24 protein-coding genes and 1 pseudogene are annotated in these 25,063 nt (G+C 45.8%); 11 read left to right on the forward strand and 14 right to left on the reverse strand.

Features of this window, described 5'->3' with window-relative positions:
- Positions 1-74 precede the first annotated feature (74 nt).
- Positions 75-965, reverse strand: coding sequence for a LysR family transcriptional regulator (locus tag ASL14_RS11485; RefSeq protein ID WP_134914519.1), 891 nt, complete (start codon positions 963-965; stop codon positions 75-77).
- 150 nt (positions 966-1,115) lie between these two features.
- Between ASL14_RS11485 and ASL14_RS11490 the strand changes: the two genes are divergently transcribed.
- The 3 genes from ASL14_RS11490 (at position 1,116) to ASL14_RS11500 (ending at position 5,729) form a co-directional block, all read left to right on the forward strand.
- The gene (locus tag ASL14_RS11490) at positions 1,116-2,861 is read left to right on the forward strand and encodes an ABC transporter ATP-binding protein (RefSeq protein WP_134911675.1); all 1,746 of its coding nucleotides are present in this window, start codon (positions 1,116-1,118) and stop codon (positions 2,859-2,861) included.
- Entirely contained in the window at positions 2,858-4,597 is a 1,740-nt protein-coding gene (locus ASL14_RS11495; RefSeq protein WP_134911676.1) for an ABC transporter ATP-binding protein, read from the forward strand. Before ASL14_RS11490 ends, ASL14_RS11495 begins: the two co-directional genes overlap by 4 nt.
- Positions 4,598-4,661: 64 nt before the next feature.
- Positions 4,662-5,729 (forward strand): type II toxin-antitoxin system PemK/MazF family toxin, encoded by a 1,068-nt coding sequence (locus ASL14_RS11500; RefSeq protein ID WP_189338254.1) that lies wholly within the window; start codon positions 4,662-4,664, stop codon positions 5,727-5,729.
- A 171-nt stretch (positions 5,730-5,900) separates the two neighbouring features.
- Here ASL14_RS11500 and ASL14_RS11505 read toward each other — a convergent pair whose 3' ends face one another.
- Both ASL14_RS11505 and ASL14_RS11510 read right to left on the reverse strand, forming a co-directional pair.
- Complete coding sequence (locus tag ASL14_RS11505; protein ID WP_134911678.1) at positions 5,901-6,098, reverse strand: hypothetical protein; 198 nt, start codon at positions 6,096-6,098, stop codon at positions 5,901-5,903.
- 708 nt (positions 6,099-6,806) lie between these two features.
- Positions 6,807-7,259 carry a hypothetical protein gene (locus tag ASL14_RS11510; RefSeq protein WP_134911679.1) on the reverse strand — a complete coding sequence of 151 codons (453 nt, stop codon included), beginning with the start codon at positions 7,257-7,259 and terminating at the stop codon, positions 6,807-6,809.
- 1,045 nt (positions 7,260-8,304) lie between these two features.
- Between ASL14_RS11510 and ASL14_RS11520 the strand changes: the two genes are divergently transcribed.
- Positions 8,305-8,550: an AbrB/MazE/SpoVT family DNA-binding domain-containing protein gene (locus ASL14_RS11520; RefSeq protein WP_134911681.1), complete on the forward strand. Its 246-nt coding sequence runs from the start codon at positions 8,305-8,307 to the stop codon at positions 8,548-8,550.
- A 5-nt stretch (positions 8,551-8,555) separates the two neighbouring features.
- On the opposite strand, the gene ASL14_RS11525 is transcribed toward ASL14_RS11520, so the two are convergent.
- The gene (locus tag ASL14_RS11525) at positions 8,556-8,744 is read right to left on the reverse strand and encodes an aspartyl-phosphate phosphatase Spo0E family protein (protein WP_134911682.1); all 189 of its coding nucleotides are present in this window, start codon (positions 8,742-8,744) and stop codon (positions 8,556-8,558) included.
- A gap of 367 nt (positions 8,745-9,111) precedes the next feature.
- Positions 9,112-10,495 (reverse strand): annotated as a pseudogene (locus tag ASL14_RS11530) (helix-turn-helix domain-containing protein).
- Positions 10,496-10,672: 177 nt separating this feature from the next.
- Here ASL14_RS11530 and ASL14_RS11535 point away from each other — a divergent pair.
- Both ASL14_RS11535 and ASL14_RS11540 read left to right on the forward strand, forming a co-directional pair.
- Complete coding sequence (locus ASL14_RS11535; RefSeq protein ID WP_134911683.1) at positions 10,673-11,149, forward strand: AbrB/MazE/SpoVT family DNA-binding domain-containing protein; 477 nt, start codon at positions 10,673-10,675, stop codon at positions 11,147-11,149.
- The gene (locus tag ASL14_RS11540) at positions 11,146-11,592 is read left to right on the forward strand and encodes an AbrB/MazE/SpoVT family DNA-binding domain-containing protein (RefSeq protein WP_134911684.1); all 447 of its coding nucleotides are present in this window, start codon (positions 11,146-11,148) and stop codon (positions 11,590-11,592) included. Before ASL14_RS11535 ends, ASL14_RS11540 begins: the two co-directional genes overlap by 4 nt.
- 145 nt (positions 11,593-11,737) lie before the next feature.
- On the opposite strand, the gene ASL14_RS11545 is transcribed toward ASL14_RS11540, so the two are convergent.
- Together ASL14_RS11545 and speE are read right to left on the reverse strand one after the other, a co-directional pair.
- Positions 11,738-13,030, reverse strand: coding sequence for an MFS transporter (locus tag ASL14_RS11545; protein ID WP_134911685.1), 1,293 nt, complete (start codon positions 13,028-13,030; stop codon positions 11,738-11,740).
- A 271-nt stretch (positions 13,031-13,301) separates the two neighbouring features.
- Complete coding sequence (gene speE, locus ASL14_RS11550; RefSeq protein ID WP_134914520.1) at positions 13,302-14,129, reverse strand: polyamine aminopropyltransferase; 828 nt, start codon at positions 14,127-14,129, stop codon at positions 13,302-13,304.
- Between the two features lie 336 nt (positions 14,130-14,465).
- Between speE and ASL14_RS11555 the strand changes: the two genes are divergently transcribed.
- The gene (locus tag ASL14_RS11555) at positions 14,466-16,523 is read left to right on the forward strand and encodes a transglycosylase domain-containing protein (RefSeq protein ID WP_134914521.1); all 2,058 of its coding nucleotides are present in this window, start codon (positions 14,466-14,468) and stop codon (positions 16,521-16,523) included.
- A gap of 80 nt (positions 16,524-16,603) precedes the next feature.
- On the opposite strand, the gene ASL14_RS11560 is transcribed toward ASL14_RS11555, so the two are convergent.
- The 3 genes from ASL14_RS11560 to ASL14_RS28000 form a co-directional block, all read right to left on the reverse strand.
- The gene (locus ASL14_RS11560; protein WP_134911686.1) at positions 16,604-17,050 is read right to left on the reverse strand and encodes a transporter; all 447 of its coding nucleotides are present in this window, start codon (positions 17,048-17,050) and stop codon (positions 16,604-16,606) included.
- A 134-nt stretch (positions 17,051-17,184) separates the two neighbouring features.
- Positions 17,185-17,940 carry a hypothetical protein gene (locus tag ASL14_RS11565; protein WP_223264289.1) on the reverse strand — a complete coding sequence of 252 codons (756 nt, stop codon included), beginning with the start codon at positions 17,938-17,940 and terminating at the stop codon, positions 17,185-17,187.
- Complete coding sequence (locus ASL14_RS28000; protein WP_223264290.1) at positions 17,901-18,233, reverse strand: hypothetical protein; 333 nt, start codon at positions 18,231-18,233, stop codon at positions 17,901-17,903. Before ASL14_RS28000 ends, ASL14_RS11565 begins: the two co-directional genes overlap by 40 nt.
- Positions 18,234-18,356: 123 nt before the next feature.
- Here ASL14_RS28000 and ASL14_RS11570 point away from each other — a divergent pair, with 123 nt between their 5' ends.
- Entirely contained in the window at positions 18,357-18,764 is a 408-nt protein-coding gene (locus ASL14_RS11570; protein WP_134911687.1) for a VOC family protein, read from the forward strand.
- An 81-nt stretch (positions 18,765-18,845) separates the two neighbouring features.
- Positions 18,846-18,977 carry a putative holin-like toxin gene (locus tag ASL14_RS29545; protein WP_420873704.1) on the forward strand — a complete coding sequence of 44 codons (132 nt, stop codon included), beginning with the start codon at positions 18,846-18,848 and terminating at the stop codon, positions 18,975-18,977.
- A 103-nt stretch (positions 18,978-19,080) separates the two neighbouring features.
- On the opposite strand, the gene ASL14_RS11575 is transcribed toward ASL14_RS29545, so the two are convergent.
- The 4 genes from ASL14_RS11575 to ASL14_RS11590 form a co-directional block, all read right to left on the reverse strand.
- Positions 19,081-19,659, reverse strand: coding sequence for a hypothetical protein (locus tag ASL14_RS11575; RefSeq protein WP_223264291.1), 579 nt, complete (start codon positions 19,657-19,659; stop codon positions 19,081-19,083).
- A gap of 196 nt (positions 19,660-19,855) precedes the next feature.
- Entirely contained in the window at positions 19,856-20,401 is a 546-nt protein-coding gene (locus ASL14_RS11580) for a histidine phosphatase family protein (protein ID WP_134911688.1), read from the reverse strand.
- A 174-nt stretch (positions 20,402-20,575) separates the two neighbouring features.
- Positions 20,576-21,082, reverse strand: a complete 507-nt coding sequence (locus ASL14_RS11585; RefSeq protein WP_134911689.1) for a PTS sugar transporter subunit IIA — start codon at positions 21,080-21,082, stop codon at positions 20,576-20,578.
- A 454-nt stretch (positions 21,083-21,536) separates the two neighbouring features.
- On the reverse strand, positions 21,537-22,043 hold the full coding sequence (locus ASL14_RS11590) for a YwhD family protein (RefSeq protein WP_134911690.1): 507 nt from the start codon (positions 22,041-22,043) through the stop codon (positions 21,537-21,539).
- A 124-nt stretch (positions 22,044-22,167) separates the two neighbouring features.
- On the opposite strand from ASL14_RS11590, the gene ASL14_RS11595 reads away from it, so the two are divergent.
- Positions 22,168-24,180, forward strand: a complete 2,013-nt coding sequence (locus ASL14_RS11595; RefSeq protein WP_134911691.1) for a M1 family metallopeptidase — start codon at positions 22,168-22,170, stop codon at positions 24,178-24,180.
- Positions 24,181-24,191: 11 nt separating this feature from the next.
- A complete protein-coding gene (locus tag ASL14_RS11600) occupies positions 24,192-25,019 on the forward strand; it encodes a hypothetical protein (protein WP_134911692.1) in 828 nt (275 codons plus the stop codon).
- Positions 25,020-25,063 lie beyond the last annotated feature (44 nt).

Here is a 25,063-nt window from a genome sequence, read left to right on the forward strand (position 1 = left end):
CTACTATATCCAGTTCCCGTTTGCAATTCAAATGAGATTTTACAAAAAGATGCTTTCATCCACAAAAAAAACAGCTACTGCGGAGTGACTTCATCGGATGCCTGGCTAAAGCTTTCGATAAATCGGGAAGCCAGAGAAGACATGTATCTATCCTTGAGCCAGACAGCCGCCACACGAGTATGCAATTCTTCACACATAATTTCCTTCACGATTAACTGGTTATTACTGCCCAGAGAGAGCGCGGACCGTGAAATCATACCGATCCCCAATCCTTCATTGGCCCAATGAAGCGTAGTGCGGGCATCATCGTTTTTGCAAAAGACATCCGGCTCAAAGCCATGCTTCATGCAGGTATTGTGTATCAGTTGCTCAAAGCGGCGGTATACGATAAGAGGTCTATCTTTCAAATCAGACAGCGGAATCGTCTTCTGGTCAGGGTTCCAGTCATGCTCTTCTGTCATCACCGCGACCATCGGCTCGGAGGCTGCATATCTGCACCCCAGACCGGTGGTGTTAAACGGCGTTCTGACGATACCAACCTCTACAATGCCCTTGTTCAACAGATCGAGAATCATGAACGTATTTCCCTCATGGATTTCGAATTTTACGCCCGCATAGGTTTTGTGAAATTCGGAAAGCCTGTCTTTCATCAGGGCTGCGCCGGAAGAAGAGACGGTTCCAATCGTGAGCGTTCCCTTCATACCCTTGGCAAAATCGTTTATTTCCCTCGTCGTGGCATCGGTCAGCTCCAAAATCTGCTTGGCCCTGTTCTGCAAAATGATTCCGGCCTCTGTCAGATGAATGCTTCGCGGACCTCGATGCACGAGCTTTACCCCCAGCTCTTCCTCCAACTGCATGAGCTGCTGACTTAGGGGAGGCTGTGCGATTTGCAGCTTTTTGGCTGCCGCTGTGATTTGTCCGGCCTCTGCAATCGCCAGAAAATACTTAAGATGTCTCAATTCCATCATGAACCTCCGGTACTGATATATGTAATACATATACCTCTAATATATATTAAATATTATTCATATGGTTTGGGATATGCCATAATCATATTCAGTTATCAGGTTGGGTCAACGGGCTTTATACATTATTCAGGTTAGGTGATGGTTTATTTGCTGAAATTTGCTGTTTTTTTGAAACCCTATAAAAAGGAAAGCATTCTTGGGCCTCTGTTTAAACTGATTGAGGCGATTCTGGAATTGTTGCTGCCTACCATGGTAGCTCTAATGATCAATCATGGCGTGGTCAAAGGAGATACCCATTATGTTTGGCAAATGGGTCTATTGATGCTGCTTATGACCGTGCTGGGCTTTGGCAGCTCAATGGTGTGCCAGTTTTACGCAGCCCGGGCCTCTCAGGGATTCGGAACTACGCTGCGCAATACGATGTTTAAGCACATTTCATCGTTCTCTTATGCAGATCTCGATAAGTTTGGTACGCCCTCACTCATTAATCGGATCACGAACGATGTGAATCAGCTCCAGACGGCTGTGGCGATGCTGATTCGTCTGGTCATTCGCGCCCCCTTTATTTGTATTGGGGCTATTATCATGTCGATGATCTTGGACTTTCGCCTTGCTTTGGTTCTTTTGGCAGCTACGCCGATTCTGGCTTTAATCCTGTATCTGGTTATTACGAAGGCTTCACCGCTGTACCGAATGTATCAGAAAAAGCTGGATAACATCGCTCTTGTGCTAAGCGAAAATCTTACAGGGGTAAGGGTCATACGGGCCTTTGCCAAAAGAGGAGCCGAACGAGTCAAGTTCAACACAGCATCGGATGACCTGACCCAAACCGCCATTCGTGTCGGGCGTATTTCCGCTTTGCTCAGCCCGGCCACCTTGTTAGTGGTTAACGGAGCCATTATTGCGATTCTGTGGATCGGCGGCATTCATATTCAATACGGATCTCTTACGCAAGGGGAGATTATTGCTTTTATTAATTATATCACGCAGATTTTGCTGGCTCTGATCGTGGTGACCAATTTAATTATTCTGTTCACCAAGGCCGCAACCTCGGCAGCACGGATTCAGGAAGTTCTGGATACACAAGCTTCGATTTCCGATGTGACTACGACTACAAATCAGTCTGAATCAAATGAACAGGACACCGTACCGACTATCGCTTTTAACCACGTCTCCTTCGGATACAATAAAACGGGACAATTGGCGCTTAACGATGTTACCGTAAACATCTACCCTGGTGAAACGGTCGGCATCATCGGAGGAACGGGTTCGGGGAAATCAACATTTGTGAATCTCATTCCCCGGTTCTATGATGCGGTGGAGGGGCATGTGCAGGTCGATGGCATTGACGTTCGCCAATATAAGCTTGAGCCATTGCGGCAAAAAATCGGGATTGTTCCACAGAAGGCGCTGCTGTTCACCGGCACCATAGCGGATAATATTCGCTGGGGTCATGAACACGCCACCGATGAGGAAGTCGCCCGGGCTGCAGCAATTGCGCAAGCGGATGAGTTCATTTCCAATCTGCCCGAAAAATACGATGCTCCGATTGCCCGTGGGGGTCTTAATCTGTCGGGAGGTCAAAAGCAACGTCTCACCATTGCCAGAGCTATTGTAGGGAATCCGGAAATCCTTATTTTAGATGATTCCTCAAGTGCACTTGATTTTGCAACCGATGCCGCCTTGCGTACATCGTTACGGGAAAACAGCAGCAGCATGACCGTCCTGCTTGTCTCGCAACGGGTGAGCAGCGTACAGCATGCCGATAAAATTATTGTGTTTGATGAAGGACAGATTGTCGGTGTCGGCACACATGAACAGTTGATGAGCAGCTCCGATGTATACCAGGAAATTAATCGTTCCCAGCTCTCAACGCAGGAGGTAGACCAATGAGCGCCAAGGAAACCTGGAGAAGATTGTTAACCTATGTAGGTCAATATAAAAAAACAACGTTTTGGGTCATCATCAGCGCGATTCTCAGCGTGCTTGCCAGTCTGATCGGCCCCTACATGATTGGTCAGGCCATCGACCACATGGTGGATAAGGGTGTGGTGGATTTTAGAGGGATTGCGCACATTCTTGCCGGATTAGGCATGGTGTATGCCGTAGGCAGTTTGTTTAGCTGGCTGCTCACCTATTTGACGAACCGTATTGCTTATCAGACGGTCAATGATATGCGGCGGGAGCTATTTGATCATTTTAATATCCTCCCGTTAAGCTTCCACGACAATCACCCGCAAGGTGACAGCATCAGCCGTTTTGTGAACGATATGGATGCTGTGTCGGATGGATTGCTGCAAGGCTTTTCTACCTTGATTACCGGGATGATTACGATTATAGGCTCGATTGTGCTCATGCTGTACATCAGTCCAATGATGACGCTGGTCGTGCTGGTGTCAGCCCCGGTCACGTATGGTGTGGCACGGTTCATTACCACACGATCCCAGCGCATGTTCCGTGAACAGGCCCAAATTTTAGGAAGTCTGAATGGTTATGTAGAGGAAATGATCGGCGGACAGCGGGTGGTCACAGCCTTTCACTATGAAAACCGTTCGTTTGAGGAATTTTCCGCCAAAAACGAACAATTGTATCAAGCCGGGGTAAAATCACAGTTTTACGGATCATTGTCCAATCCCTCCACTCGGCTGGTGAACAATATGACCTTCTCGGTCACGGCGATGATCGGCTGTATATCCATCATTTTGGGTGTGATTTCGGTAGGGGGATTATCAAGTTTTCTGATCTATACGAACCTGTTTGCCAAGCCTTTTAATGAAATTACGGGTGTACTGACCCAGTTCCAGTCGGCTACGGCTTCCGCTCAGCGTATATTTGCTATTTTGGACTCGCCGCCTGAGCAGCCGGAAAAATCGAGCGCCGTACAGCTTGGGCGTAGCAAAGGCACGATTCTTTTTGATCATGTGAAATTCTCCTATAACCCGGAACGTACGCTCATTACGGACTTTAGTCTGGAGGTTAAGCCGGGTACCCGTGTTGCGATTGTCGGGCAGACCGGAGCTGGTAAAACCACGCTCGTTAACCTGCTCATGCGGTTCTATGATGTAGATAGCGGCTCGATATCCATCGACGGGGTCAATATTAATGACATGAGCCGGGACAGTCTGCGGACGAACTTTGGTATGGTGCTTCAGGATACATGGCTGTTCAGCGGTACGATTCGGGACAATATCGCTTACGGAAAGCCGGAAGCGACGGAAGAAGAAATTATTGCGGCTGCAACGGCTGCCAATGCACATAGCTTCATCAAGCGGCTGCCTCATGGCTACGATACGGTCATCAGCGGTTCAGGCGACAGCCTGTCGCAAGGTCAAAAGCAGTTGCTCACCATCGCGCGGGTGATTCTCGTCGATCCACCTATGCTCATTCTGGATGAAGCGACCAGCAGTATTGACACCTTGACAGAAGCGCGTATTCAGAAGGCATTTATGAAAATGATTGCCGGACGCACCAGCTTTGTGATCGCCCACCGACTATCAACCATCCGCGAAGCGGATCTGATTTTATATATGAAAAACGGCGATGTGGTCGAAAGCGGAACCCACGAGGGCCTGCTTGCAAGCGGGGGGCATTATGCCTCGCTCTATAACAGCCAGTTCACCACAGCCTAGCATAGCGGGTTGAGGGGATAAGCCGATTGCTCTTATGCAATCGGCTTTTTTGGGTTGTGATTTTATGTATAAACTACAGTTTAATTGGAACGAAGGAAAGGATAATTATGATAGAATTAGATACATTACAATGAAAGAAGTGAATTATTTGATAGAACAATTTTTACTCGATTTACTCAATAAAGCAGAATACGAAAAGAAGCACTTGTTATCACTCTACAAACATATTATGGATGACCAAAAGGTTCGTCAAATAACAGCTCAGCTAATGCATATTAAAGATGACGCAGGTGTACCAAACTTGACTAGGGAAGATACGTTGTCCCGAGTGAAGAGGTTTATAGATTCCGCGAATAAAGACACCGTTAAAGATCCAACTTCAGGGGTATTAAAACCGATCACAACCCAATTTATGGTAGTATGCGTCAATTTTACTGGAATAGGTTCCGAGCAGGATGAATTCCATTATGGTATTGTCTGGGATGAGCAACGGAAGAGGGATAATGTAAGTATAATTCCGACAACGAGTTTTAAAGCAGAAAAGACTTTGGACACAGATCTGTCATTTAATATTGGGCATGTTTCATTTTTACAAGGTGAAACAGTAGTCCTCATGAATCAGATTACCAGCGTTAGTCGCAAGCGCATCCGAAATGTGCGCCATAAAAACCCAATTACAGACAAGTTTGAAATTGTAAAACTTTCTCCAGAACAGCAAAATCGAATTAAAGATGGTTTTCGAATTTATGGATTAAAAGAAAGAAGCTTGTACAATGAATTTATTTATAATAGCTTTGTGGATACATTACCGATATTAGAATATCCTGAAGTTCAATACTTTCATCTAAATCGGCCCATTAGGTTGGTTGAGAATTATAAAAACAAGCTGACTTATAAACTTTATGACGATGAAAAGGTATATGTTATTGAACGGAAACCATATAAGTTGCCAAGTGGAACAAACAGAATAGGACTATTAAAAAGCTGGGTAGAGGCAGTTGCAATTATGGACCCGCTTAGCAAAAAAATTATTACGATGCGTGACAAAGTTCGTCAAAGTGCGTATGAAGAAATTCAAAATGCAATTCAAGCATTTGGAGAAGATAATGAGGCGGAACTTAAAAGTTCTTAAAATTACTGATAATACTTGCTTATTCTACTGTTTTAGTTTATAATATTGATGTAAGTAACACTCGGATTAAAAACTCATGCCCCATGGTGGGCCGTAGAAACACACAGATTATGCCCCACGGTGGGCCTCAAGAAAACCTTTGCCTTCGGGTAAAGGTTTTCTTCATTTTACTTATTCACAATTATCAAATTCATCCGGAAAAAAACCAAGCGATTCACCACATATAGGACAGCGTAAATCTGAAGTGCGATTTAAAACATTGGCTGCTGTCCAAGCTGCATCTGCTGATATCGCATCCAAGGTAACACTGACCGAACTATATGTGCACCCCGTACGATCACAAACCGAAATTACTTGATACTGAACCATTCTTTTTCCTCCCTTACCCCAGATAAGTTCTATTACCCTTATATGTATATACGCTTTCCATCGACTTGTATTCTGTGTTGATTTTATCAATATTATACAGGTTCTTCCTTAAATAAGATTAATACTTTTTCATAAACGTTGTTACAGACTTACTATTGATAAGCGGGCGCAAGGTAGGTATTACGAACATTGGTAGCCACAAAATCCCATGAACTGATTCTTTGTCCGGTGTAATCATCATACTAAACAGCTCTATACTTTTTAAGAGTGAAATCAGCCGAAACCCCTAATCTGCTAAATCTGCTTGCATCTGCTGGAATTTGCGTGGCTACCGAATACATGTACTAAACACCGACCATAAAAGTAACATCATCGTATTTTAGCGTAGTTGATGCATTATACGTTTTGGATTAGTAACCGTATAATTACTTGCTTTTGCCCAATAAAGAGTTTCCTCATGATAATTGATCCATTGGTGATCTCTTGTAGTATTTTATAGGCTCCTTCGATCTCAATCGTCGTTGAAACGACGTCGGGTTGAGATACCTATGAGTCATCTTTTTTATTACACTTAGTAAAGGAGAGATATACATGTAGTGACACGGCTAGGGGATGACCTGCTAACTAGGAAACAATCCCTTCAATTAGTGTATTAAAAAACCAAAAAGTCGCCTCTCAGCGACTTATATTTTCAAAAACTCCAGAGAGTTACTCTTCAACCTTTTGCACATTAGAAGTTTCAACGGGAAACAAAAAGCTGATAATTTGCTTGAACATTCCCTGCTGATACATGCAAATCAGTATGTCTTTAACAATTTTTTCATACCCGATCCCACAACTAGCTATAATAATATTTATTGTTTCGTCAGCAGAAGGTTTTTCTTTACGAAACAACTCAGGAGGAAACCTGCTTGATTGTTCAGCGTCATGCTGTAAAAATTCTTCATCCTGATGGAGTCTGCTAGTGAGGTAAGACATAATGTATTCAAGATTCATTCTTTGTTCTTCATTAATGCCCAAACAAAGAATCTTATGCCAATAGGGGTATTTCGGATTTGGCTCGACTAAAATAGCAAGCTTCTTCAAACTTTGTTCTAAAGATGATACTTTAGCTTGAAGTTCCTCAATTTCAGACTGATATTGTTTTATCTCGTCACTCAATATTGTAACCTCCGAATAGTTAATTGTTAAAGGAAGATATCAATTAGAGCAACCACCCCATCCGCAATCGATTCTGCTATTCCATAGTCACCAGTAACACTATACATCAATTTAAAAATTTTATCCTTGATATATGCGCTGGCTAGATCGCCCGCTCTAACTGCATCATCCAGTACATCAGCAATATTATCTAAATTCCTCTTGAAGACTTTGGCTGTTGCATCATCGAAGTATTCAGCAATCGCTTTTTTACATATGTGTTATTTGCTCCTGCTCTAAGGGCTGCAGCAATCCCCTTTACTGCTTTTTCTGCAAACCATCTTTTGAAACCTTGTGTCTCAACGGAGTTGTTTTCTTGGATATTTGTCGAATAAGATGGTTCAGACGGTGTTGTCGTATTAACAGGCCCCGTTGACGCAAAAGCTCTAGCAGAGAAGCCTAACATCATTACGGAAGATAATGAAATAGAAACCACTTTTTTGAAAAAATAATAGACATATACCACTTTCCTTTTATTTATATTTAATTACAATAACAAGTTGTCCATGTCGAAGTAAGGGGAAAAATGTTGTCTTTCAAAAAAAGTAGACTGCCGCTGATTGTGTAGAACGTGCCGTAAGCAAGCTATTAAGTCCCCACTCGTACCTAAAGCGCGGGGCACGCCCCTTCGTCCAGCTAAGGAAAAGTTTCCTGAGCAAATAAAAAGGCCGGCAATTGACCGACCTGATCACTAGGGCATGAATGCCTCGATGTTTTCCCTTATTTGATTTTCCACGATAAAAATTCACAACATAAAAAGTCCAACGACGACCAGTAAAACGGTCAATTTCCGTTCAGTGCTTACTATTTTTCTTACGAATCATACCAAATAAAAAAATTAATAATAATACAGAGAACAAAAATGTATAACCGATCATTAACCACACCAGCCGTTACACCGAATTCATTACATTTTATGACATGAGAATGTATTTTTCTTTCAAATAAGTCATTTTATAGATATCGTGATATAATCGTATTCGTTATGTGATGGGAGGGATTAGTTTTGCATAGAGCAGGATGGGTGAGGAAGCTGGATTATTTCGGAAGAATCGTGTTACCGATGGACGTAAGGAGAGATTTGGGCATTGAAAAACAAGATGGTTTGGAGTTTTCTTTACAAGAACAAGGCATCATCCTAATTCAAATAGACAAAGAACAATGTAGGTTATGTGGCTCTAATCATAGTTTGATGCCTTATAGAGATTCCTTCATTTGTATTCCATGTATACGCGAACTGAAAGGGATATGATCTGGTTACATCAGTTGGACATTTTCGTAAGTTTTTTTGGTCTGAAACATACGGTTGTACTGATTAATAAGTTCATCCAATAACATAGACTGCTCAAGAACACACGCATGTCCGAAACCGTACTGTTCAAACAGATCATGAAGCTGCTGACGGGCATTTTCCATTTGTTGTTGAAAAGTTTCATCCGTATTCATTGACATTCCCTCCTAATGTATCTCATTTTAGGATAGAATGAGCAAATCCGAATCATTATTTTTTTCAACCAAAAATCTGTAAAAAGGACAAAAAAAGACCAGCATTTTAAGCTGGTCAATGATAATGAATTGATCCTTGACTTATGCACCACCGATGTAGCCCTGAGTTTGTACTGTGCCAGAGCTAGGATACTTAGCTTGAACTGGTAGTGCAAATACCAGTAAAAAGCTAGTTACCGCCAAGAACAAAGTCATCTTTTTGATCATTTTTTAAAAAAATTAGAAGCCGCCGATGATTCCGGTTGTAGAAATCGTTCCATGACCTTGATTGGGACTTCCTATGGGTACTACGAATACCAATAGGAAGCTAGTTATTGCCAAAAGCAAAGCCATCTTTTTGATCATTTTTTTCCCACACCTCCTGTGATAATTTTTCGTACTGATCCAGTGTTTCAGGGTCTGCACAAGCTCTGAAACGATCAAACAAACCTGTGCAATTATGAGCGAGTTGTGCATTATTTATTTTATCAGATTTTGCCAATGCGTCTATTAAACATTTAAAACCATATGGATATCTTCCTTTAATTAGGTTGTACTTGGCTAATTTGTACCAAAACCGTGCTGCTTCCTCCGATAAGACTTGCTGAGTATACAAGTCAGTAGACGTTGGTTCCTGATAGGCAGCAATTTGAGGCTCAAACCGTTCCAGAATATGATCTACATCCAGATTATACCGATTGGCCGCTTCTACGATGTTTAAGAGTTCGGCAAAAATTTCGTCTTTGCCTGCCATATACTCTACGTAATCGGGTAGGACAGTAACATCCCCGGCCATCAGTCGATTTACGCACGAATTGATTTTCGCCCATCCTTGAAACAAGCCGATCCAATGTTGTGTTTCTGGATCACTTTCCTTGACCCAGCTTAAATCAGCGTGTGCTTGGATGTATTTAAGACCTGTTACGTAATCCCCCTGAGCGTGACAAACGGCTGCACACAACAGATCGCCATAAGCTATATATGCAAAAAGTGGTCCTCCTTTTGGTTTCTTTTGTTCGTTACAACGATTCGATTCATACTGAATCTTCGCTCTACGTTTCATTTCCTGGGCCAACTCATATACATTGCCCCAGTGGTTTAATGAACGGTGTATGTTTGCTAAATCTTTTAAAGCATCCAATTGGTCTACTTCATCCAAACGATCCACAAATGGTGCAAACTCAATGGCCGCCTGTAGATTAACAGCTCTATCTTTCCCAATATTTATTGTGAACAAGCGATACTGGCACACGGCAAGTCGTTCTGAATGCTGATGCTTCTCACTCTCAGCCACCTTTGTATACAGAAAAGCAGCGGCTTCATTATACCCGTCTTTGAAAACATTTTCGGCTACTCCATAGAGCAAAGGTGGATAGGTAGCATGGTCTAGCAAAAGATAGACGACTCTCTTCAAGCAATCCAGCCGATGAAGCTCCACACATCGGTACAAGTACGGGCTAATTTTTCGCCAGTTCAGCGGTTCATCTATAATGTACTCTTCAATATAACGCTCATAAAAATGATCCGGTGGTAACTCCATTCCCTAGCGTAATCAGATCCAATTGATTCACGGAAATGGACTTATTGCCCGTCACAATACCACTGACGGTGCCCGGATTCAATCCCGAGATATGTCCAAACGCGGTCTTGCTCAACCCTTTTTGTTCCAGGTATTTTTCTAATTCTGCTCTTATCCCAGGTGTGATTTCCATGAATAAACCACCCTTTCAACGTGAACTCTAGTATGATTCTCATTTCAATAAATCCTATAGTTGGAAAACATATAATATAATTAAGTATTTACCCATCCATAATTATACCATCTATTGGAACAATAAAGAATAGTTCTATTTTATTGCTTTTTATCTTTTTAATAGGAGATTTTTGACATGAAATACATTGCCATGACGAGAATATTAGACCATTTGGGACGCTTCACCCTCCCCAAAGAAATATTATATACGTGCGATTTTGAACCTCTGGATTCCGTTGAATTTTTTATAGACACAGAGAAGGGCACAATCATTTTAAAAAAATACATCGGTCAATCCTGTAAATTCTGTCAATCAACCGAAGGACTAAGCGCTTTTAAAGACTCTCTCATATGCAATAAATGTATAAATATGATCAAAAATGCTTTCAAATCCAAAGCTAAAAAACCACTCACACCGAAACCTGTGAAAGATACGGAGACAGATAGACGGGCTCTACAGCCAAAAGAGGTCATGGCCCAGTTGCTTTTGAATTTGTTAGAAAAGCACCCTAACGCCACACAACAAGAATACGCCGATATGTTACGTATATCACAAGCCCGGGTCAGCCAGCTCAAACAGATCATAGAGGAATCAGGAGAGGATATTATATGAAAAATACAGGTATGCTGCGCCGATTGGACTCATTAAACCGTATCGTTATTCCAAAAGAAATCCGTACCACCATGAACTTGGATATTGGTGATTCAATAGAATTTTTTGCCGATCATGAAACAGGCTTCTTGGGTATGCAAAAATATGTTGGCGCTTCCTGCAAGCTGTGTAGCTCAACTGAAAATCTAACGTATTTCAGGGGTTCACTTTTATGCAAGAACTGTACAGTCGAATTGAAGGCAAATATAGGTGTTAGTCCAATACCAATTCCTGTTGTTAAGGAACATGCGTATACCGAAAAGAGAAGCTATCAGTCATCACAAAATCTGATCGAAAGCCTAAAAGAACTTTTGCGTAGATATCCGAACGCAACACAGAATGAATATGCAAAATGGCTCGGCGTGTCACAAGGCCGTGTATCTCAACTCAAAAGGTTATTGTAGGGATCTCACCAACATGTTAACGAAAACATAAGCCAAGCCTTGGATATGACAGGCTTGGCTTATTTTCTTACCCTAAGCTAGAAAATAGTAGAACTATTATGTAGTCCATCAATACCAGTTGACCCGTCCCACGAATGCCTTAGCTTCAAACCCCTGCGCCCGTAGCGGTTGGATGGTCCACTTGCTCACTTTCCTGAAAATCCCGGCGGTAGAACCAGCCGATCAGGACAGCAATGGTCGTCATGGCCGCAGCCAGCAGGTACACCTGCACCATACCAAAGCGGTCTGCATACCAGCCCAGGAATAGTAAAGACAGGCCAAAAGCGAGATTCGTAAGCACATCGATACCCGCCATCACTTTGGGAAGCTGAGCGGCCGGGGCACTCGTTTGCAGCAAGGTGCGGCGAATGATGCCAGCCATTTGAACCGGTAAGCCGGATACAGCAAAAAGAACAAGCGCAGCGACCGGGATCGTATTGAGTGCAAACACTATCGTAATCAGCACATACACAAGCAACGCTCCGAGCATGTACAGGAAGCTGTTCTTTTGCAGCCGCTTAACCAAGCCGACGACAAGCAACCCGCCCAGAATTGTTCCGGAGAAAAAGGAAGCATTCATAAAGCCCCACCAGCTTGCATCCTGATGCAGCACCTGAGTAACATACGCCAAAATAAATACACCCAGCCAGGAGGTTCCTCCAATGGTATCCACACTATCCACGATCATCAGAGACCGGATGCGGCGGTTATGCCAAATGATTTGCCATCCTTCACCAAGCTCCTTCCAGTGAGAGCCTTTTTCTTTTGACTTTGCGGTTTCTGTTGAATTGTTCGAGGATTCTGAGGATTCGGGGCTTAATTGCTTTTGATCCAGCGGATCACGAATGAAGGACGTAACCGTTACAGCCACCAAATAACAACAGGATGCGATCACAAGCGTATTCAGGGAACCAAGCCAGGCCACAATAATCCCGCTCAACGCCCAGCCTGCACATTTAACCACTTGATCACTGACCGCCACCATGCCGTTCGCACGCATCAGCCCCTCGCCAGTTGCCAATCGGGGTACAAGCGAATTACGTGCCGGGTTGGTCCAGCCATCCAAAAATGACATGCCGAACACCATCACAAAAATGAACAGAAACGACCTCTGCTCAGGTGTGATCCACAGGTAAAGCAGGAGTAATGTAAAAATGACAAACTGCCCAAGTTGGGAAAACAGCAACACCCTCGTTAGCCGGAAACGACTGAGAACCACGGGAGCCACCAGTCCACTAAGCACCTGCGCAGACAAGCGGAACAACGGAATTAAAATGGTCGTCATTAAAGAATTACTGGAGCTGAACACCAATACCACTACACTCAACATGTAGATGATATCTGCTACGTTGGAGATCGTCTGAGACCCCCACAGATAATAAAAAGAACGTCTGATCAAAACAACTTCCCCCTCTTTCGTACATTGCCGATTGGTTTGTTTACATAACCAAACCTCCCCTAGATGATATTTCAATTCTGTCTAATGTTTGGTTTTTTGTATATTCTACACACACCCTTAAATTTCCTTCTTTTATCTTAAAAGGAAATCCGCTGTCCAGTATGCTCTCACGCTCATTTGCCCCTTTTATTAAATATCAAAAAAGCGCCTCAGGGCTCTTTTTCACCCAAAAACAGGTTACAAAGAATGCCTAGACGCTTACTAACAAGGGCTACTTCGTCAAATCCTCCACAAATTTAGGCAGCACGAACGCTGCTTTGTGCAGACGCGGACTGTAATATCGGGTGTCCATTTCGGGAATCTGTGCCTCGTCGACTTCGAGCGGATCATACTTTTTGCTGCCCAATGTGAATGTCCACAGACCGCTCGGATAGGTCGGAATATTCGCCCCGTACACACGTACAATCGGGAAAATCTCCTTCACATCTTTGTTGACCTTCTGAATCAGATCGGCTTTGAACCAAGGGTTATCTGTTTGCGCCACAAAAATGCCATCTTCCTTCAACGCTTCAAAGATACCTTGGTAAAAACCGCGTTCGAACAGCGGTGCTGCCGGGCCAACGGGTTCCGTGGAATCGACCATAATGACGTCGTATTCATTTTTGTGCTCCAGAATATGCATGTAGCCATCATTGACCAGCACTTCCACATTAGGCTCGTCCAGCTTTCCGGCAATTTCGGGCAAATATTGTTTGGAATATTCGATCACCTTACCGTCAATTTCAACCAGCACGGCCTTTTCGACCTCAGGGTGCTTGATGACCTCACGAATAACGCCGCCATCGCCGCCGCCCACCACCAAAACCTTCTTTGGATTCGGGTGTGTGTTCAGAGCCGGATGCGCTACCATTTCATGATAAACGAACTCATCCTTCACGGTCGTCATCACCATGCCGTCCAGTACGAGCATATTGCCGAATTCCTCCGTTTCCATCATCGCCAGATCCTGAAAATCCGTTTTCTCGGAGACATAGGTTTGTTTGATTTTTGCCGTAATGCCGAAAGAGGAAGTTTGCTTCTCCGTAAACCACAAATCCATCATTTCAACCTTCTTTCTCATTAAAGTATTGTCCGACAATTCCTTTATCATCCAGGCCGCGCCCTCGCAGTTCCTTCTGGTCGTAACAATATAAACAGCGACTTCATTATATCTATAACACGATATCTGCAACACATAATCGCCGGGTTTGATATATTTATTGTAACCAAACACACTGCACTTTTACACTTTTTTGCATTATAAGCGATACCCGGATAGCCTGCAAAAGCCTTTTTAGATGGATCTCGTATAAAATGTACACGTACGCGCATCTGATGAATAGACGCTTTCGGATTGACAATACTGAGAACATCAACCAAGGAAGGAGGTGGCATGATGGCCGGTACAACTAAGCAATCCCCCAAGCGCAAACCGCTCTGGGTTCGATGGTTTCAGGGACTGATGTCACTCACCATTCTGACGGTCATCGCCGCCTGCATTCTGCTCGCCTATTTATATACGACCAGTCTTCCACTCGCGGATACGGATCGGAATTCACGGCTGCTCGACAGTCAGGGGAAAGTCATTGCCACCTTCTCTGCCGGAGGCAAGGAGTCTATCCCTGTCCAACTGGATCACATTTCACCCGATCTGATTGCGGCTACGCTGGCTGTAGAAGACCGGAAGTTTTATGATCATTTCGGGTTTGATTTCAAAGGTCTGGGCCGGGCGGTGCTCGTCAATGTGACCCGTTGGGACATGTCGCAAGGGGCCAGCACGCTGACACAGCAGCTTGCACGTAACCTGTATCTATCCCATGAAAAAACCTGGACACGCAAGGCTAAGGAAGCCATCTACACGGCGCAGTTGGAAATGAAGTACACCAAGGACGAGCTGCTGCAAATGTATTTGAACGAAATCTACTATGGTCACGGTGCCTACGGCATTGAGGCGGCTTCCCAGATGTATTTTGGCAAATCCGCCAAGGATCTCGATCTGGCTGAAAGCGCACTGCTGGCGGGTATTCCGAAAGGACCGACCTACTATTCGCCGTATAATCATATGAAAAACGCGAAGGATCGGCAAAAGGTTGTACTCGATTCCATGGCACTCACTGGCAAGATCACTCAGGCCGAAGCCACCAAGACCTATGGGGAAATGCTTGCCCTGCGGCCCGAGAGCCAGCGCAGGACGGTCGAGGCCGCGCCCTGGTTCCGCGATTACGTTCGCCAGCTCGTGATTCATCAGCTTGGGATTAGCGAGGGCGTGCTAGAGCATGGCGGTCTGAGTATTTATACCACGCTGGACATGCACATGCAGCAGGCAGCCGAGGCCGCAGTAAGCGAAGGCATGAAGAGCAGCAACGGTCTGGAGACGGCGCTGATCTCTATCGACCCGCGTAGCGGACACGTCAAAGCGATGGTCGGCGGAGCCAACTATGTCGCCAACCAGTACAACCATGCGCTCGCCACGACCCGGCAGCCCGGATCGTCCTTCAAGCCGATTATGTATCTGAGCGCACTTGATTCCGGTGAATTAACGAGTACGTCCAAGTTCGAAAGCCGACCGACGTTGTTTCACTACGATAACAACCGCAAAACCTATAAGCCCAAAAATTTTGGAGACAAATATTTGGGCGAAATTGATCTGCGACGCGCGATTGCAGCGTCCGATAATATTTATGCCGTAAGCACCATTTTGAAGGTGGGAACGGATAAGGTCATGGACCTTGCCCGCAAAATGGGTATCACGAGCGAGCTGAAGCCCGTGCCTTCGCTGGCGCTGGGCGTGTCGCCCGTCAGCCCGTTCGAGATGGCCTCGGCCTTCTCGGTCATCGGCAGCGGCGGGCAAAAGGTCGCTCCGGTGGCGGTGCTGCGCGTCACCGATGCGGCCGGGCGGTCGCTCTATGAAGCGCCGCAGGCCGCGCCCGAGCAGGTGGTGAAGCCCGCCTCCGCCTACGTCCTCACACGCCTCATGGAAGGCGTGTTCGAGGAAGGCGGCACCGGCAACCGGGTCGCGAAGCTGATCAAGCGACCGGTTGCCGGCAAGAGCGGAACGACCAACACCGATGCGTGGATGGTCGGCTTCACACCCGAGCTGTCCACCGCCGTCTGGGTCGGCTACGACAAGGGTAAGGCCATCAGCACGCAGGATGCCCGGCGGGCGGCACCGATTTTCGCACAGTATACGGAGAAAGCACTGGAGAATGTGCCGCCCAAAATCTTTCCCATTCCTGACGGCGTCGTCAGCGCCTACATTGATCCGGCCAGCGGCAAGCTGGCCGCACCGGACAGTCCCGACAAGCGGCTGGAAGTGTTCGTAAGCGGAACAGAGCCGAAGGAAACACTGTCGGGGCAGAACAACCCGCCGGAAGCAACGCAGAATGACCAGGCGGAGCAGCAGGCTGAGAAGAAGTCATGGTGGGGCAATTTCAAACGATGGTGGATGGATTAACCACAAAAAAGACTGAAGGCACGCTATCAGCGCTCCCTCAGTCTTTTTGCTTTCTTTTTACATCAACCGCCAAATTATGCTTACCAATAGCAGCTAAACGACTCAATGCGGTTGGTGTCTATCCCAAAATATGTCCAAAAACGACCGTTCCACCGGAACCCCGCCACTGATGTTCTGCCTACAAAGACCGGATATAGCCAGAAGCGCTCTCCACTCGTCAGCCATATAAACGTGTTGCGGAACAAACAGCCGGAAATGGCTCCGGGATCAATAGCATAGGCGGAGACCAGCGGCTTCGGTGGTGTAAATTGCGGTGGTGGGGCAGTGGGCGCCTGAACGCCTTGTGGTCCTCCTTGCGGACCGAATGATCCCGGCGGCGGCGAAAACGACCCTTGCCCTGTTGACGGGCCAAAAGGCCCCTGTGGTGTACCAGGAAATTGTGGACTCGAAGGGCCTGTTCCTGGCGGCATGGATGGACCCGGAAACCCCGTTTGCGGTCCGAAAGGACCCTGTGGCATTAAAGACATGCGGTTCACTCCTTGTGTTCTAGGCTGATGTATCCTATGCGAGACATCAGCCCGTGGACTGGGCGAATCCCATACCGCCACTGCATTTATCTATTTCGTCCCTTTACATCCATAATTCTTACATCCTAACCCGATTAACTCCCTGTACGAACATGCTCCAGCTCGATTTCATGCCACATTTTAATCTCAAATCGTTTTCTCAACTCGTTATACTGATCCAGTAGTGGATGTTCATATCCGAAGTGATCCGTAATCCAGCCCACAATAGAGTCATCCTGATGTTCTGTGGACCAACTGAACAAATCTCTATACAGTTCGCCAAATGACTCCTCGTTACTGCGGGCAAAGCGGATGGGCCGTGCCGTATAACTCAGCTTTAATTCCAACATTACGCACAACACATCCAAACAGTATTCCAATGCCTGCACACCTTCTATAGATGCATCGTAGCTTTTGATATCCCGAATAAGCTCCCTAAAGGTTAATCCTACATGCTGCATAGCAAAATAAGACCACACACAGCTACCCGTAGCCGTCCCGTGAGCCTCCCATTGCGGATTCCACAAAATAGATTGAATCGTCTCCCTCTGTCCCTTACCAAACAATGCAATTCCCGCAATAATCCCCGCATTACAGTCTACGGAAGCATGCTTTTCTCCCCAATGCACCAATCGCGGAACCATGTCCACATTAGCGCATTTGAAGCTTAGTAGCGGCAAAAATTCATTAAACAAGCTCTGATCCATTGCTTCTTCTAATTGAGCCACCAGCCCTTCACGATACGAATCGCATGGAAGATGCACCAGTCCCATACAGGCATCCACAGATGTGGGCCCACATTGCCCGTTCACTAAAGCGACGAGGTCAGCCGTAGCCTCCGCAAAACCCAAATAACCAACACATGCAGCACACCATCGGGTATATGTTCTGAGGATGTCTGATTTCGAACGTAACGTTCGTACATATCCTGCGCCAATGCCGTATCCCCACACCTCATGATCGGCTGAAGCAGCAGTCCTCTAATATAATGATAAGGAGCATCTTTAAAAAGCTTATACAATCCCCAAGCATCCGCCGTTGCCCCGTATTGTGCAATCACATCTATGTAAGCGGAAATCACACTGGCGTCCAGCTTCTCACCTGATTCGAACATTCGAATAAGCCTTGCTGTCGTTTCCATCATTCTGTTCTTCCCCCTTCCGAGAGTATGTAAGTCTTCATGGAGCACTTCTTATATCGCTGAATATTTCCATTAAAAAAGAGAGAAGATGTTAACATCAAATATCCAGTCCAAGGAGTTGACCTCATGCAAGATTCCAGTCCAAAAATTACAACATTTTTCATGTTCTCCGGTCAAGCAGAAGAAGCCATGCAATTTTATACCTCCGTTTTTGAGCCGTCCAACATCGTTAGCGTATTCTATCAGGAGGATGGAAGCGTGTTACATGCTGTATTCGCTCTAAAAGGTCAAACCTTCATGGCTATTGACCAGAACCATCAGGACAAGCACCCTTTTACTCCGGCTCTATCGCTGTTCGTCACCTGTGACTCGGAAGAAGAAATTCATCGCGTGTTTGATCAGCTATCGCAGGAGGGGCAAGTTCTAATGTCGCTCGAAGCCTCGCCCGTAAGCCAGCTATTTGGCTGGGTTCAAGATAAGTACGGGGTTTCATGGCAATTAAATTTGGCAAAAGGGCAACCTACGATGTCCTAATATCCCGATTGCAAAATAACCCGACTAAGATAACTCTGATCTCAGTTGGGTTATTTATTGTTGAAGTGTATTCATGATCACATGCTGACCTTTACTTTGATGATCATGTTTGGCATGTTCATTCTGGCATTGCTTACCTACATGAAAAAGAAAAGACCGCTCCCAACCAAGGTATCAGTCTACCATTCGACCCTACTGCCGACTGCTCTTTAAACAGTTGTTTGTACACTGGTGTCGTGTTCCCGCACGGCTCCTTTACTATTCTCACCTCAATATAGCTCATTTTATGACGTAAATGCATCCTTTTTCAAAAATTTCACTTATTACCCTGTGTGCTTTCGTGATAAAAACAGACTTGATCCTTACATCCATAACGAATGGTAGATCCAGTATCCTCATAATAGCCCACATCTTCGAAATCCGCGGGCTTTGTCGCTTCAATAAGATTCAGCAAATCCTGAGCAACTTCTTCTACAGACTCTTTCTCGGTGTCCCCTCCTATAGCTGGGCCTCCCGGTCCCTCGTATGCAGTCAATATCCAGCTTTGTCCATCCGGATTTGTTGCCTTAATTATGTACTCATATGCATCTTCAAAATTTTTTGATGTCCTTTGAGGTTTTCCGAATAAAGTAATTAGCGCTCCTCTAAACTGAGCAACAGTCTCCTCTTCCAGCGATGTAGCATGAAGAATATTGGATGTCATCAATGAATCCTTTGGATCATTAACTTTTTTATAAATAAATTTCGTTACATACTTATCACCTGAATACTTTTTACTTTTTGGGGTTGCTTCCTGTTGATCCAATGTTATTGGGTTTCGTTTAGAAGTATTCAGTACCAAGCCACAAACAATCGCAAGAACGATAACCGCAACTGCTATATATTTGTTAATCACACTCTCTCCTTACTCCCAAAGCCTATTTAGCTACGGAAACATCTTAAATATAAATCAGGCTACAGAAGGTGCCCAAAATTCGCTCATTCTTTTTCGTTTAGAAATTCCCTTAGTCTCCGACTTAAGGCTGCATGCTGCTCTGCATTGGTGTCCGAAAATTCCATTCTGCATTTATGGTGAATTGACTTCACTCATTTCAACACGTAGTCCACACTCTGCGAATCTTGGCTTCTGCTTCTTTTATTTCTAGCAAATACACGTCGGGATTCGAAAGTTTTTTCCACTCCTCAAACCCAAACTGCGAATCGTAATGTCGAATGAGAAGTGACAGCAAAGCCCCATGAGTTACAATGATTATTGTTTTTTCCGTCCGTTCTATAAGCTCCTGCACAAGCTGTATTCCTCGATCTGCTGCTTCACGGGATGATTCGCCCCCCTCCAGCTTCAAGTCTTCGTCCAGATAGGTCTGTTTCAGCACGTCCATCCAATTATCCAAATGTTCACTGCTAAGCACCCGTTCCTGAAGACGTAGGTCCGTATATACCTGCAACTTTTTCTGTTCAGCCAAAGGCTGAATGGTTCTCAAAGCTCGTTCCCACGGGCTAGATACGATATATTCTACACCTGCATTTCCCATAAAAGACGACAACTGCTCAGCCTGTCTGACACCTTCTTCGGTCAGTCGGGCATCAGGCTCTTGTCCGGTTGCTTTGGCATGCCTGACGAAGTATATCTTTTTCATATAGTATCTACATCCTTTCGCCCTGCTCAAACTAGATCGCTATAAACATAATCTTCTCATATAAAAAAGAAAAGACCAACCAAAACCCCCGGTTAGCCCTATCCCAAACATTCTACTGTTAGACCCTGTGAATTCATCCGATAATCCTGCATAACAGGTACTTAAATGTGCTGACTAGCCTTTCAAATGGACTCTTAACACAGGTGCATCTGGAGAAACAGACGAATCTTGCAATATTTCCACATGGCTGATCATCTCTTGCCCGTCTGGAACGATGACCGGAGTAATTAGAGATAATTCGGCCTGTTGGATAGAATCCATATCAAATTCCATCAATAATTGCCCTGCTTTAACGTTGTCTCCTGTTTGGACATAGGGGTTAAAGCCCTGTCCTTTGAGAGAAACCGTATTAATCCCGACATGTACCAAAACTTGTACACCGCATTCATGCTCAAGTATCAGGGCGTGCTTACTTTTCTCCATCACATGAACCACTTTGCCCGTAAAAGGAGCCGTAACCTTTCCTTCAGACGGATGAATAGCGATACCGTCCCCCATTGCCTTCGTAGAAAACGCAGGATCTGGAACCTCTGCAAGGGAAACAATTTGTCCTTTAATTGGCGCTGCGATGTCGAATTCTTCAACACGTGGAGTTGCTTTCTTTTTCAACCATTTAAACATTCTACTAACGCCACCTTATTTACAGATTACATTCATAAACAGTGAACAGGACTTAACTACACCCTTTTGGGAACCGGTTCCATAAAAGAAATAAATAAAAACCGGGTTTTGGAACCGATTTCTATTTGAATTATAGTGAATGCCTTTCTATGATGTCAAGGCGCTATCAATCAAATAACCACACATATGCTTCAGCTTTCTTCTACTATTAACGCATATCTGAAATATGTAAATAGAAGAAGCTGCTAGGCACAAAAAGACGACTCCTGATCCATTCAGAAGCCGTCTTTTAACCGATTAATAAAATCTTCACCTTGTCTTTGCTTCAATGCATAGTTGTACCAACTCATAGGCAGAAGAGGTATGATCACAATAGATAATATCCAGAGGAATAAAGGTGCGTTGTGCAGGCAGTTCCCCCCCAATATGGAAAAACTGCCTCTAACCAAAGTTATTACCCTTCCAGCGCCTGCTTCAATTCCTCAGGCGAAGCGTCCCACCATTCCTCGTTATGCGAGATCAGCAGGCTTTTGAGCGCTGCTTTATCCTCGCTGCCGAGATCGTCCAGCATAAAACGGCGCTTGAGCGCGTAATCCATACGGTTGACGTGATCGGCGAGGATTTTCCAGCCGCGTTTGGCTTCGTCGTCAATCAGCATCTCACAGGCAGTCGCTCCACCGTACACACGCCCTTCGGGTGTGCGGTCCACGGCTACCCATACCAGCCATACCTGGCGTCCGTTCGGTACATCCTCTTTATTGGTAGAAAACTTAATCCCGCGTTCTACTTTACTTTTGGCATGCATGGCACCGACATCAATTTTTGCCTCGCCGCGGTCAATAATGACCGGGGACATGCTGTTCAGGTCGATTGAACCTGCGCCGAAGCCCTTATGTTTACTCTTGCCACTGACAATGTTCAGTGCAATCTGTTTTTTGCCGTCCGGTTGATTTTCACTCATGCGTCACTAAGCCTCCATTTTCCGTCTTGACACTCATTCTACACTATAAATATTTTAACTAATAATCTCCCGAAAGCAAACATATACATGCTGTAGATGCTTGTCAACGGGAGGTATCCATTGTATGACCCCAGCACGCACCAAAATCGTTTTATTGTCTACACTAGCCCTCGGTCTCCTCGCAGGGACGTTATGGTTTGCCTGGCAGCCTCAATCCGAGTCGAATTCGCAATCCTTGGGCAAACCGATGTACGATTCCCAGTCGAAGTCTGCGCTTGCGCCTAATATGGGCAAGCCCCTGGGGGCAAACATCCTGCCTGACGTTCCCAAAAGTCCCTCACAGCCCGCTTCGGAGATTCTTAGCAAGCGTGTGGTGGAATACCACATTGACGTGTCTCTGGAAAAAGGACAGGTTTTGCGGGGCACTGAGACGCTTACATGGAAGCACCCGGGCACCAAAACCGTGAACGATCTGTACCTGCATCTGTACCCCAATGCCTTCTCTTCCATGGAAACCACCTTCATGAAGGAATCCGGGGGCAAGCTGCGCGGCGACACCATGCCCAAGAACGGCTTTGGCTCCATGACACTAACTGAACTTAAAACGGAAGACGGTTTATCCCTCATGCACCGGACTCAATACGTGCAGCCGGATGACGGTAACGTGAACGACCGCTCGCTCATGAAGGTACGTCTCCCCAAGCCGGTCCGAGGCGGTGAAAGCATTACATTATATATGAAGTTTGAGGTAAAGCTACCCGCCATCTTCGCACGTATGGGCGCAACAGATGATTTTGTCATGGCAGGTCAGTGGTTTCCCAAACTCAGCGTCTACGAAACCGCAGGACAGCGCGGACGCGCCGAGGAAGGCTGGAATCTGCATCAGTATCATGGAAACTCCGAGTTTTACGCAGATTTCGGAATTTACAGTGTGCGGATTCGAGTGCCTGAAACACACATCGTGGCTGCAACCGGATTTCCCACCCGTGGAGCAGTCCGGCAAAATGGACAAAAAATATATCAATTCTATGCCGATGACGTGCACGACTTTGCATGGGCCGCTTCACCGAATTTTGTAGCCGCAGAAGAACCATTTTCCTCTGCTGAGGTGCCGGGTGTCAAAATCAAGCTGTATCTCGACCCATCGCACAAGGAGCTCAAGGGACGCTATATGAGCGCAGCCAAGGCAGCCCTTTCCTATTACAGCAAGTGGTACGGGCCTTATCCATACTCGACCCTGTCCATCGTTGTACCACCCAAAGCAGGCAGCGGCGCGGAGGGCATGGAGTATCCCACACTCATTACGGCTGCAGCGGCGGATAATCCGAATCCCGGCTATAGTCTGGAGCGGACGGTCGTTCATGAGATTGGGCATCAATATTTCTATGGAATGGTGGCAAATAACGAATTCGAGGAACCATGGCTGGATGAAGGCTTTACCTCTTATGCAGAGGAACGACTCATGGAGCAGGAATATGGGCTCATCCCTAACTTGCCGTTACAGTCTGGACAGGTATCATCCCCTCAGCCGTTAAACCGTGAGTCTTGGAAGTACGGCTCGGCTGCTAAATATGCACAAAATGCCTATTCTCGGGGCAAGCTGGTGCTGCGTGGCATTGAACGACAGGTCGGCGCGAAAAAAATGGATCGCATTATGCGTACCTACGTCCAGACCTACCGATTCAAGCATCCATCCTCGCAGAATTTTCAGCGTATCGTCGAAAGAGTCACCGGACGTTCGTGGAGCCACTATTTTGAACAATATGTATACGACGGCCAGATGGCGGATTTTTCAGTGGATCGCATTACGAACCGCAAGCTGGCCAACGGATACGAAGCAACCATTACACTCAGCAAAAAAGGGGCAGATTATCCCAAGGTCCCTGTTCAATTTACCTTCAAGGACGGCACAACGATATTCAAGGCATGGGACGGAACGGGCAAAAGCACCACCTATCGACTAAAAGGTGCATCTCCGGTCTCCCATGTGATTGTTGATCCGCTGTACACGATTGCGCTGGAGAACAAGCATATCAACAACAGCCTGAAGGCCGAACTGAACGAAAAAACCCAGACCCGTTGGAGCATAAGTGTAACCAAGCTGCTGGAGACACTGCTTGGAAGTCTGTCATGGTGAGGTGTCTATAGATGCGTACTGTTATAAAAGAAGGCTGGGCGCTTGTGCGCATACAATTTTATATTGTCATCATTCTGTTTCTGTATCGACTGCTATGGGGCGTTTTTCTCTATCGGCTGGTACAATCCGCCGTTACTCCCCTGCTGCTGCGCTACCCCGATCAGGGTCAAAATGAACTGGGACAGACGTTGTTTTGGATGGAGAGCCAGATTGCCCTGACGGACAACCAAGAGGTTCATATGTATCTGTGGATACTACTGGGGGCAACGGTGCTGCGTACACTGATTACCCCCTTCATCCGGGCGGGAATATACCAAAGTCTGCACACCCATGCGACCGAGCCACAGAGTCTGTCCTTTTTCCGCGGAATGAAACGTCATGGCTTGTCATCGCTGATCTATTACGTCATCGAGCTTGGACTCCTGCTGCTCCCTGCTTTCTGGGTGGCTCCTAAGCTCTACCCTATCGTGGCAGGGGCGCTGCAATCTCCGGCCTATCTCCTGCATGTGCTGCCCTATGCCATCGGTTGGATTGCTTATGGCTGGTTCATCCGCCAGTGCATCCTGTACATGCAGCTAGGCACCGTAGGTGGTCACGCCATACGATCGTCGCTGCTTGCCTTCTTTCGCCAAATCCTCCCGGCTATCGGTATTTCGCTTCTGCTCGGTGCAGGTGTACTGCTCGTCCTTGGTCTATTCGGCACCATGGCGATGATTTGGACTGGTATGCTGGCACTCATTCTCCAGCAAACGTATCATTTTGTTACCAGTCTGGTCAGGCTATGGCACATCAGTTCACAGTACCGACTATGGCATACCGATATCTCCGGCAGAGGTTGAACCTTCACTCCGTTCCTCCCGAACAATTTCTGGCTGTCCAAAGA

The organism is Paenibacillus sp. IHB B 3084 (assembly GCF_001447315.1).
Classification (GTDB): Bacteria; Bacillota; Bacilli; order Paenibacillales; family Paenibacillaceae; genus Paenibacillus.